The organism is Albimonas sp., assembly GCF_055129145.1.
Genome location: NZ_JBSRTQ010000150.1, coordinates 1 through 10,194 on the forward strand (window position 1 = coordinate 1; position 10,194 = coordinate 10,194).

The window sequence follows — 10,194 nt, forward strand, 5'->3', positions numbered from 1 at the left end:
GGCCAGCGTCGGGTCGCGGCTCAGCCGGCCGTCGCCAGCCGCTTCAGCTCGGTCACCGCCGCGCCATAGCCCTCGGCGCCGAGGCCGGCCATCACCGCGGTGACCACGCCCGACATCAGCGAGCGGTGATAGATCGCCTCGCGTCGGTGCACGTTGGAGATGTGGTATTCGATGATCGGACCCGCGAACATCTTCAGCGCGTCCATGATCGCCATCGAATAGAAGGTGAAAGCGGCCGGATTGATCAGGATGCCTGCGCCGTCGTCCGTCGCCTCGTGGATCCAGCCGATCAGCTCCGCCTCGGAATTGGTCTGCCGGAACACCAGCGGCGTCTCGCCCGCGGCGCGGCGGCAGATCGCCTCGACCTCGGCCAGCGTGACGCGCCCGTAGATCTCGGGCTCGCGCTTGCCCAGACGGTTCAGGTTGGGGCCGTTCAGGACGTGGAGCGTGTCGGACATGGGCGTCATCCTCCGTAGCCGAATTGCCGGGGCAGCCAGAGCGAAACCTCCGGAACCAGCGTGATCAGCACAAGCGTGGCGAGCAGCGCCAGCAGGAACGGCGTGATCTCCTTCACGATCCGCCCCAGCGGCTGGCCCGAGATCGTGGCCATCACGAACAGCAGCAGTCCATAGGGCGGCGTGATCAGGCCGAGCATGATGTTGACCACGCACACGATCCCGAAATGCACCATGTCGATGCCGAGCGCGTTGGCGGTCGGGATGAAGACGGGCACGATCACCAGCAGGATCGTCGTCCCCTCCAGCAGGCAGCCGAGCACCAGCAGGGTCGCGTTGACGATCAGCAGGAAGCCCACGGGCCCCAGATCGACCCCGCCCAGCCAGACGCTCAGCGCGGCGGGGATGTTCTCGATGGTGACGACGTAGTTGTAGACCAGCGCGCCGGCGATCAGCATGCCGATGGAGGCGGTGGTGCGCGCCGAGGACGAAAGCGACTGGCGCAGCGAGGCGAAGGTGACGGAGCGGTAGAGCAGCGCCGAGACCATCAGGGCGTAGAGCGCCGCGACCGCCGCCGCCTCCGTCGGCGTCGTGGCGCCGCCGTAGATGCCGCCGAGCAGCACCACCGGCATCATCAGCGCCGGCAGCGCCTTGAAGGTGATCCCGGGCAGATCGCGCAGCGGCGTCGGCTTCTCCACCGGGAAATTCCGGCGCCGCGCCGTCCCGACGATGATCCCCGCCTGCGCGAGGCCCATCAGCAGCCCCGGGATCACGCCGGCGAGGAACAGGAACCCGATGGAGGCGTCGGAGACCAGCGCGTAGATCACGATGGGGATCGAGGGCGGGATGATCGGGCCGATCACCGCCGAGCTCGCGGTCAGCGCCGCGGCGAAGGCGGGCGGATAGCGCCCGCCCGCGGTCATCATCTTCTGCATCATCTTGCCGGAGCCGGCCGCGTCGGCGATGGCCGAGCCCGACATGCCGGCGAAGATCACCGACTGGACGACGTTGACCAGCGCCAGCCCGCCGCGGAACCGCCCCACGAAAGCGTTGCAGAAGGCGAGCAGCCGCAGGGTCATCGACCCCGCGTTCATCAGCTCGGCCGCCAGAATGAACAGCGGCACCGCCAGCAGGATGTAGCTCGCGAAAAGCCCGTTCAGGATCTGCTCGGCGGCGATCCCCATGTCCTGGCCGGCCAGCAGCAGGTAGAGGATCGACGAAGCGATCATCGCGTGCCCGATGGGCAGGCCCATCACCGCAAGCGCGACGATGGCGATCACCGACATGGCGAAGGGATCGGGCATGGCGAAAGGATCGGGGAGCATCAGAGCGGATCCTCGCCGCGGGAAGCGGCCTCGGGCGCGCCGCGCAGGGCCCGGGCCAGCAGGAAGACGTAGCGGATCAGAACCGCGACCACGAACAGGATGAAGATCGCGAACAGCCGGTCGTAGCGGATGTCGAGATATGAGGTCTTCTGCACCTTCATGAAGGTCACGAAATCCCAGGTCGCGGGCAGCGACCAGCCATAGAGAAACAGCAGCGCGAGACAGGAGACCACCGCCATCGCCCGCCGCACCTTCGGCGGCGCGAGGCTGAGGAACAGGTCGAAGCGGATCTCGTCGCGCTCACGCAGCACGAAGCCCGCGCCCCACAGCACCAGCCACAGCCACATGACGATGGAGAGCTCGTTCGCCCAGCCGCCCGGCAGGTTCAGCACATAGCGGAAGACGATCTGGCAGATGAAGGCCAGGAACATCACCGCCAGCATGATCGAGGCGATGTCGTCGGCGCGCCGGTGCAGCCAACCGCCCCAGCGCAACAGGCGCGCGTGCATTGCAGGTCCCCCCTTCGCCCCGGTCCGGGATGGCTCGGCCGCGGTCCCGCCCGGCGCGAGGCCGGGCGGGCGCTCAGGCGATCAGAGCGCGTTGATCCGCTCGAGCATGCCCTCAGGCCAGTCCTTCGACAGGTCCGAGTTCAGATACATCTCCTGCGCGTGCTTGCGGAAGGCGTCCACGTCGGGGGTCGAGATCTTGAGGCCCTTCTCCTTGAAGAAATCGCCCAGCTTCTGCTCCCGCGCCTGATGCTGCGCGGTGCTCCAGGCGATGGCCTCGTCGGCGGCGGCCTCGAAGGCGGTGCGCTGCTCGGGGCTCATCGCCTCCCACGCAGCCTTGGAGATCACCAGCAGGTCGTAGCCCACCAGATGCGAGGTCAGCACCAGCTGGTCCATCACCTCGTAGAACTTCATGTTCTCGACATTCGGGAACGGGTTGTCCTGGCCGTCGATCGCGCCGGTCTGCAGGCCGGTATAGACCTCGGAATAGGCCATCGGCGTCGGGTTCGCGCCCAGCGCCGTGCCGAGGAACTGCCAGGCGTCGCCGCCGGGCATGCGCAGCTTCACGCCTTCCATGTCGGCGGGGGTGGTGATGGTCTTGTCGATGCGGAGCCCGACCTGCCGGGTGCCGAAATAGGTCGGCCCGAGGATGTGGATGCCGAGCTGCTTTTCGGCCAGCGCCTTCATCTCGGCCCCGACATCGCTGGCGAAGAAGGCGTTGAGGTGGGCGGCATCGCGGAACAGATAGGCCGAGGTCAGGATCGAGAAGGCCGGGATCTGGTTGGCGATGTCCTGGGGGGCGATGTTGCCCATCTCCAGGTTGCCGCGCTGGATGGCGATGATCTCGGCGCCCTGCTTGAACAGGTTGCCGCCGTAGAACAGTTCGAGGTCGGCCATGTCGGCGACCCCGGCCTGGATCTTCTTCATCATCTCGGCGCGGATGTCCTGCTCCGAGAACACCGCCGAAAAGCGCAGCTTGGGCTTGTCCTGCGCCATCGCCGGCATCGCGGTCACCAGGGCCATCGCCCCCGCGGTCAGCAGCCTCAGCGCGGTTCTGCGTGTCGTCGTCATCATGGCGTTTCCTCCAAGTTTATTTTGGCTTCAGCTTTTCCGGGCGGCTTCCCGGCCCATCAGGCGCACCTGGGCGGCCAGGCGATACGGCGCGTTCGGTCCGCCGTAACCGGCGTAGCCTGCGCGTCGTTCGACGATCTCGAAGAAGATCCCCTCTCCGAAGGTCTGCGAATAGAGCTGCAGGAAGCTGGCGCCCCCGGCCTCGTCGTAGAGCAGATTCAGGCGGCGCAGGTCCTCGACGAAGCCGTCCTCCAGCCCGAAGCGGGCGGCGACGTCGTCGTGATAGTTCCCCGGGATCGGCAGGGCCGCGAAGCCGTTCGCTTCCAGCGCCTCGGCCGCCGCGAAGATGTCGTCGGTGGCGAAGGCCACATGCTGGACCGAGGAGCCGGAGCTTTCGGCGATGAAGCGCCCCGCCATCGTGCGATGCGTCTCCGCCCCGTTCAGGGTCAGGCGCAGGCCCGCATCCGGCCCTTCGATGGCCTGAGATCGGACCAGCCCGCCGGGATCGACGACATCGACCATCGGCTGCTTCGCCACATCGAAAAGCGAGATGTAGAACAGCGACCAGGTCAGCATCTCTTCGTAATTCATCGTCTGGCCGACATGGTCGACGCGGGTCAGGCCGGCGGGCGCCGGGGCGTCGTCGTCCTCGACCGACTGGAATTCGGTCGTCCACACGTCGGCGAGCCCGCTTGTGCGGTCGATGAAGTGCAGGACCCCGCCGCCGACGCCGCGGATGGCGGGGATTTCGACTTCGCCCGGCCCCGTCGGCTGGCGGAAGGTGGCGGCGCCCAGCGCCTTCGCCCGCGCCTCCGTCGCGCCCGCATCCGCCACCAGCAGGCCCAGGTCGCAGATGTTGAGCCCGTGCGCGGCGTGGGCGGCGCGCGCGAAGCCATGCGCGTCGGTGTTGATGACGATCCGGATGTCGCCCTGCTGCCAGAGGTCGACTTCCTTGGCGATGTGCCGCCGCACCCGACGAAACCCGAGGCTGCGCAGGAGCCGGCCCAGCGCCTCGGCCTCCTCCGCATCCGCGGCGAATTCGATGAAGGCCACGCCCTCGCAGCGGATGCGGTCGGGCATTTTCGTGACCGGGATGGCGATGTCGGGCTCCTGCCGCGCCACCTGATCCATCAGGTAGATGAGCGAGCGATGGCCATCCACCGCGATGCTTTTGGGGCTGCCGCCACGGAACTGGTCGTTGAACACCTCGAGGCTCAGCGGTCCGTCATAGCCGGTCGCGGCCACCGCGCGCATGAAGCCCACCACGTCCAGATCGCCCTCGCCCGGCATGTTGCGGAAGTGGCGCGACCAGTAGAGCAGGTCCATCTCGATCCGCGGCGCGTCGGCGAGCTGGACGAAGAAGATGCGGTCCCCGGGGATCGAGCGGATGCTGTCCGGCGCGATCTTGCGCCCCAACGTGTGAAAACTGTCGAGGATCAGGCCCACATTCGGATGATCGGCGCGCCGCACCACCTCCCAAGCGTCGCGATGGTCCCAGACATGGCGGCCCCAGGCCAGCGCCTCGAACCCCACCCGCAGCCCGCGCCGCTGCGCCCGCTCGCCCAGTTCCGAAAAGTCCTGGGCCATGCGGTCGATGCCGCCGAGCGCTTCGGGATGGACCGAGGAGCAGACCAGAACGAGCTCCGCGCCAAGGTCCTGCATCAGGTCGAACTTCCGCTCGAACCGGTCGAAGGCGCGGGCGCGCAGCGGCTCGGGCAGGCCCTCGAAATCGCGGAAGGGCTGGAACAGCATGATTTCGAGGCCATGGTCGCGGACCAGCGCGCCGACCTCGCGCGGGGTCCCGTCGAAGGCGACGAAATCCTGCTCGAAGATCTCGATCCCGTCGTAGCCGGCCTCGGCGATGGCCGTGAGCTTGGTGCGTAGATCACCCGCAAGACAGACCGTGGCGATGGAGGTTTTCATGGCGCCCCCTCCTTGTCGAAGGAATCGAAGGTGGCGCGCATCCGCGCCGGGTCGGCGGCGAGGCCGGTGAACAGCTCGAACGCCCGCACCGCCTGGAAAAGCGCCATGCCGGAGCCGGGCAGCACCGCGCAGCCCCTGGCGCGGGCGGCGGCGAGAAGCGCGGTTTCCAGCGGGAAATAGACGATGTCGGCCACCCAGTGCCGCGGCTCGATCAGGTCGGCGGGCAGCGGCAGTCCGGGCAGCTTCGCCATCCCCACCGGCGAGGCGTTGACGATGCCGTCGGCCTGCGCCGCGGCCCGGAGGTCTTCGGTCGCTTCGGCGCGCCCAGCTCCGAACCGGGCCACAAGGCTCGCCGTCAGTCGCAGGGCCGCGGCCGCGTCGATATCGTGGACCATCAGCCGCCCGACGCCGCCGTTGAGCAGCGCCGCCGCGACCGCGCCCCCTGCCCCCCCGGCCCCGATCAGCAGAACACGGTCGCGCGCCGCCCCCGGCAATCCGCGCCGGAGGCTCTCGCCGAACCCCCAGTAGTCGGTGTTGTGCCCGTGGCGCACGCCGTCGCGGAAGACGATGGTGTTGACGGCGCCGACCGCCCGCGCGTTCTCCGACAACAGGCCGAGATGCGCGATCACCGCCTGCTTGTAGGGAAAGGTGACGTTGAGGCCCCGGAACCCCGCGGCTTCGGCCCCGGCCAGGATCTCCTCGACCGAGGGCGGGCTCGCATGGCCGGCCAGATCGATCAGCCGGTAGTCGTAGGCGAGCCCCTGCGCCGCGCCCTCTTCCATGTGCATCCGCGGCGTGCGCGATGCGGCGATGCCCTGCCCCAGCAGGCCGACCAGGACGCGCCCGTCCCCCCCGGCCTTCGGTCCTTCGACCTGGGGCATCCATGCCGTCGCCACGATCCCATGCCTCCCCTGCCCCGGTCATGCGCCGGCGTTCAGATGATAATGTTCGAGACGGTTAATTTAGTCAACGGAATGTTCGTGCCGGTTAATTCATGCGCTGCGACGAGAAAATCCGAGACATTTCAGAGGGATTTTCCTATGCAGGCGTGCAGCACCCGAGAGAGAGCCATGGAAGACGCGCCGAACCCGGACCCCGTTGAACCCGACGACTCGCCCAAGCGGAGCTGGAAGCAGGACCCCGACGGGGTGCGTGCGAACATCCTCCGGGTGGCGCGCGAGGTCTTCGCGCAGAATGGTCTTTCAGGGGCGCGGATCGACGAGATCGCGGCGCGGACCTCCACCTCCAAGCGCATGATCTACTACTATTTCGGCGACAAGCAGGGCCTCTACCGCGAGGTGCTGGCCGACGCCTACCGCCGCACGCGCGAAGCCGAAAGCGCGCTGGAGCTCGAGGGCCTGCCGCCCGACGTGGCGCTGCGCACGCTCGCCGAATTCACCTTCGAGAACCATCGCCGCTCCAAGGCGTTCATCCGGCTGGTGATGATCGAGAACGTGCACGAAGGACGCCACATGCCGGATGCGGCCGATATGCTGGGCCAGAACCGGAACGCGATCCGGCTCCTCGAGGACATCTACGCCCGCGGGCTGGAGGCGGGCGTCTTCCGTCCCGGCCTCAGCGCGGTGGAGCTGCACTGGCACATTTCGGCGCTGAGCTACTTCAACGTGTCGAACCGGGCCACCTTCTCCCACATCTTCGGCGACGCGCTGTTCGGCGACGAGGGGCAGGACACGCTTCGGCGGCATGTGGGCGACATGGTCCTGAAGCTGGCCTTGGCCTAGGGAGCGGACACTCGAACGTTCGGGGGCGGACGTGGTCAGGCGCCTCTCCCATGATGCTCGTCCGCATGGCGCCCGGCTCGCCGCGCATCTCGATCAAGCGCGCTTCGGCTTGGCTTCGATCGCAAGCGGTGCGCGCATCCAGAGCTCGGCCCCCCGGGTTCGGAACGGAGGCGCGCCCGCGCCGCCATGGTGGCGGCGGTCTCCTCCGCCGGCGGCGCGTCGGGGTCCTTCGCCACCGGCAGCTGGAGGCGGCGGGCGTCGCGCATGAGGCGGGGCTGCGCACCACCTCGACCATCATCTTCGGCCAATTGGAGCAGCCGGTGCACTGGTCGCGCCACCTGCTGCGCCGGCGCGACCTGCAATCGCGCACCGGCGGGCTGACCGCGTTCGTGCGGCCGCCTTTCGTGCCGATGGAGGCGCCGTTCCACCTCAGGGGCCGGTTCCGCGCCGTGTCGACGCTGCGCGAGGCGGTGCTGATGCACGCGGTCGGGCGGCTGGCGCTGCACGCGGCGGTGGCCAATGTTCAGGCGCGCTGGGTGAAGCTGGGGGAGGACGGCGTGCGCCTCTGCCTCGAAGCCGGGGCCAATGATTTCGGCGGCACGCTGATGGACGAGAGCATCTCGCGCGCCGCCGGCGCCGCTTTCGTCCAGGACATGGCGCCGCGCCGGATCGAGGCGGCGATGGAGGCGCTGGGCCGCGTCCCCCGCCAGCGCGGCACGCTTTGCGACGACGCGTCCGCCGCCCCGAGGCTGACCGCGCGCCAGGCCTGCGAGACGCCCGAGGCCTAGCGCCTCGCCGGGACGGCGGCGCGCGGCTCACCTCGGGGGTGGGAGCGAAGAGCGTCTCGGCCGCCTCGGCCCCCGTGGGACGCGCTCGCCGGTCCGGTAGCGGGGCGCGGGGGCCCTCGGCCGGTTTTCAGGTCGCGCGGTTCGCACGACTTCTCCGCGCCGCGAAATCTCCGCGCCGGACGCGGCCCGAGCCAGTCGCCCTCGGGCGGCGGATGCGTCCCGGCCACCGCGCGGATCCGGGAGCGGCATCCGGACCTGAACGCGACGATCCTCGACCGCGCGGTCCGGGATGCGGTCCAGCAGACGCTCGATAACGACGACGGGAGCGGTCTCGCGGGCGCCATCCGCGACGCGCGGGGCCGATCTCCTGCGCCGAACGCCCGGCCGTCGTCGCTTCGCTGATCGCGGCCGCAACGCTCGATCGCGGCGAACCCCGGGCATGGCGGAGGGATGCGCGCGAGCGGTTGACCGACGGCCCGCCCAGGAACCGCCCCGGTGATCCGCCGCCCTGGCGATGGAAGCTTTCCGGCCTGGAACCCGACCGGCGCGCCAAGGCTGGACGTTCGCGCGCGAAACAGGGAGGCGAGCCCATGTCCGTATAGCGCCCCGCCGGCGGGCGGCTCCTCGACATAAACGCCTCGCGAGATCCGCGCCGTGCTATCCATTTCGCCCAACGGCATGAACGTCGGGCGCGAGGGAGGACGATTGTGGCGGGTCATCTTCCGGAGCAGGGGGCGAGGTCCTACGCCTTCGGTCCGTTCGTGCTCATCCCCGGGCGCCAGATGCTTCGTCGGGACGACGCGCCGGTTCGCATCGGCGGCCGCGCCCTCGACATCCTGACCGCCCTCGTCGAGCGTCCCGGCGACGTCATCGGCAAGAGCGAGCTGCTCGCGCGGGTCTGGCCGGACACCTTCGTCGACGAGAGCAATCTCAAGGTCAACATGGCGGCGCTCCGGCGCGCGCTGGGCGACGGGCGCGACGCCCCGCGTTACGTCGCGACCGTGATCGGCAGAGGCTATCGCTTCGTCGCCCCGGTCCGGGTGTCGGACGCGCCGCTCCCGCAGGCGGACCCGGGGCCGACGCCGGCGCGCCGGCACAATCTTCCCAACGGGATCACGCGCGTCTTCGGGCGGGAGACGGCCATAGGCGCCATCCATGGCGACCTTGAAAAATCCCGGATCGTGTCGATCGTCGGGCCCGGCGGCATCGGCAAGACCACGGTGGCGCTGGCGGTCGCCGAACAGGCGATGGCGCAGTTCGCCGACGGGGTGTGGTGGGTCGAGCTGGCGCCGCTTAAGGACGCGCGGCTCGCGCCCTCCGCGATCGCGGCCGCCATCGGGCTGACCGCGCAATCCACCGACATCTCCACCGCGCTCTGCGATTTCCTCAGGGATCGCGACCTCCTGATCGTGCTCGACAGCTGCGAACATGTCGTCGACGCCGCCGCCGCCTGCGTCGACCGGATCCTGCGCACCACCGCGGGCGTGCGGTTCCTCGTCACCAGCCGGGAGCCGTTGCGCGTGAAGGGGGAGCGGGTGCGCCGCTTGCCCGGGCTCGACGCGCCGCCCGATCCGCGCGGCTTCGACGCGGAGGCGGCGCTGGCCTTCCCCGCGGTGCAGCTTTTCGTCGAGCGCGCCACCGACCGGCTGGAGACCTTCCGGCTCAGCGACGCCGACGCGCCGGCGGTGGCCGAGATCTGCAGCAAGCTCGACGGCCTGGCGCTGGCCATCGAGCTCGCCGCGACGCGCGTCGACGCCTTCGGGGTGGAAGGCGTGCTGGCGCAGCTCGACGACCGATTTCGGCTGCTGGTCGGGCGGCGCGCGGGCGCCCCGCGGCATCGCACGCTGTCGGCGACCATCGACTGGAGCTTCGATCTGCTCTCGGACGACGAGCGGATCGTGATGCGCCGCCTGTCGGTCTTCGCCGGCGCCTTCACGCTCGACGCCGCCTGCGCCGTCGCCGCGAACCCGCGCATGAGCCGCGCCGACGTGATCGACGCCCTGGCGAACCTCGTCTCCAAGTCGCTGATCGCGGCGGAGGCGGGCGACTACGACGTGGCCTACCGGCAGTTCGACACCACCCGCAGCTACGCCCTGGAGAAGCTGGTCGCGAGCGGCGAGCTCGACGCCGCCCGACGCCGGCACGCGGAACATTGTCTCGACCTCGCGGCGCAGGCGGAGGCGGCCTCCGAACAGCGGCCACGACGCGAATGGCTCGACCGCTACGGGGCGAAAATCGACGATTTTCGCGATGCGCTGCGCTGGGCTGCCGAAGATCCCTCGCGGACCGAGCTGGCGGTGACGCTCTGCGCCGCGGCGATCCCGTTCTGGAAGCGGCTGTCGCTGCTGGAGGAAAGCCGGACCGCCATCGAACGCGCGCTGGGC

General features: G+C 69.6%; 9 protein-coding genes. 3 read left to right on the plus strand and 6 right to left on the minus strand.

Translation table 11 applies throughout. From position 1 onward, the window contains the following. Positions 1 to 20: 20 nt before the first annotated feature. The 6 genes from ACTB72_RS17925 to ACTB72_RS17950 all read right to left on the minus strand — a co-directional run bounded on the left by ACTB72_RS17925 (position 21) and on the right by ACTB72_RS17950 (position 6,161). Positions 21 to 458 carry a type II 3-dehydroquinate dehydratase gene (locus ACTB72_RS17925; RefSeq protein WP_463038374.1) on the minus strand — a complete coding sequence of 146 codons (438 nt, stop codon included), beginning with the start codon at positions 456 to 458 and terminating at the stop codon, positions 21 to 23. A gap of 5 nt (positions 459 to 463) precedes the next feature. Continuing rightward, positions 464 to 1,780, minus strand: coding sequence for a TRAP transporter large permease (locus tag ACTB72_RS17930; RefSeq protein WP_463038375.1), 1,317 nt, complete (start codon positions 1,778 to 1,780; stop codon positions 464 to 466). Then, a complete protein-coding gene (locus ACTB72_RS17935) occupies positions 1,780 to 2,289 on the minus strand; it encodes a TRAP transporter small permease (protein WP_463038376.1) in 510 nt (169 codons plus the stop codon). The genes ACTB72_RS17930 and ACTB72_RS17935 overlap by 1 nt, the downstream gene beginning before the upstream one ends. Before the next feature lie 81 nt (positions 2,290 to 2,370). After that, the gene (dctP, locus tag ACTB72_RS17940) at positions 2,371 to 3,357 is read right to left on the minus strand and encodes a TRAP transporter substrate-binding protein DctP (RefSeq protein ID WP_463038377.1); all 987 of its coding nucleotides are present in this window, start codon (positions 3,355 to 3,357) and stop codon (positions 2,371 to 2,373) included. Positions 3,358 to 3,387: 30 nt separating this feature from the next. After that, positions 3,388 to 5,280 (minus strand): bifunctional sugar phosphate isomerase/epimerase/4-hydroxyphenylpyruvate dioxygenase family protein, encoded by a 1,893-nt coding sequence (locus ACTB72_RS17945; protein ID WP_463038378.1) that lies wholly within the window; start codon positions 5,278 to 5,280, stop codon positions 3,388 to 3,390. Next, entirely contained in the window at positions 5,277 to 6,161 is an 885-nt protein-coding gene (locus ACTB72_RS17950; protein ID WP_463038379.1) for a shikimate dehydrogenase, read from the minus strand. Before ACTB72_RS17950 ends, ACTB72_RS17945 begins: the two co-directional genes overlap by 4 nt. 189 nt (positions 6,162 to 6,350) lie before the next feature. Here ACTB72_RS17950 and ACTB72_RS17955 point away from each other — a divergent pair, with 189 nt between their 5' ends. The 3 genes from ACTB72_RS17955 to ACTB72_RS17965 form a co-directional block, all read left to right on the plus strand. Continuing rightward, on the plus strand, positions 6,351 to 7,022 hold the full coding sequence (locus ACTB72_RS17955) for a TetR/AcrR family transcriptional regulator (RefSeq protein WP_463038380.1): 672 nt from the start codon (positions 6,351 to 6,353) through the stop codon (positions 7,020 to 7,022). 50 nt (positions 7,023 to 7,072) lie between these two features. After that, positions 7,073 to 7,810, plus strand: a complete 738-nt coding sequence (locus tag ACTB72_RS17960) for a hypothetical protein (RefSeq protein WP_463038381.1) — start codon at positions 7,073 to 7,075, stop codon at positions 7,808 to 7,810. Between the two features lie 707 nt (positions 7,811 to 8,517). After that, a partial coding sequence (locus tag ACTB72_RS17965; protein WP_463038382.1) for an ATP-binding protein occupies positions 8,518 to 10,194 on the plus strand: 1,677 nt, incomplete at its 3' end.

Coding starts and splice junctions, on each gene's coding strand:
- ACTB72_RS17925 (WP_463038374.1), bottom strand. CDS start 458: ATGTCCGACACGCTCCACGTCCTGAACGGCCCCAACCTGAACCGTCTG.
- ACTB72_RS17955 (WP_463038380.1), top strand. CDS start 6,351: ATGGAAGACGCGCCGAACCCGGACCCCGTTGAACCCGACGACTCGCCC.
- ACTB72_RS17945 (WP_463038378.1), bottom strand. CDS start 5,280: ATGAAAACCTCCATCGCCACGGTCTGTCTTGCGGGTGATCTACGCACC.
- ACTB72_RS17950 (WP_463038379.1), bottom strand. CDS start 6,161: ATGCCCCAGGTCGAAGGACCGAAGGCCGGGGGGGACGGGCGCGTCCTG.
- ACTB72_RS17935 (WP_463038376.1), bottom strand. CDS start 2,289: ATGCACGCGCGCCTGTTGCGCTGGGGCGGTTGGCTGCACCGGCGCGCC.
- dctP (WP_463038377.1), bottom strand. CDS start 3,357: ATGACGACGACACGCAGAACCGCGCTGAGGCTGCTGACCGCGGGGGCG.
- ACTB72_RS17960 (WP_463038381.1), top strand. CDS start 7,073: ATGATGCTCGTCCGCATGGCGCCCGGCTCGCCGCGCATCTCGATCAAG.
- ACTB72_RS17930 (WP_463038375.1), bottom strand. CDS start 1,780: ATGCTCCCCGATCCTTTCGCCATGCCCGATCCCTTCGCCATGTCGGTG.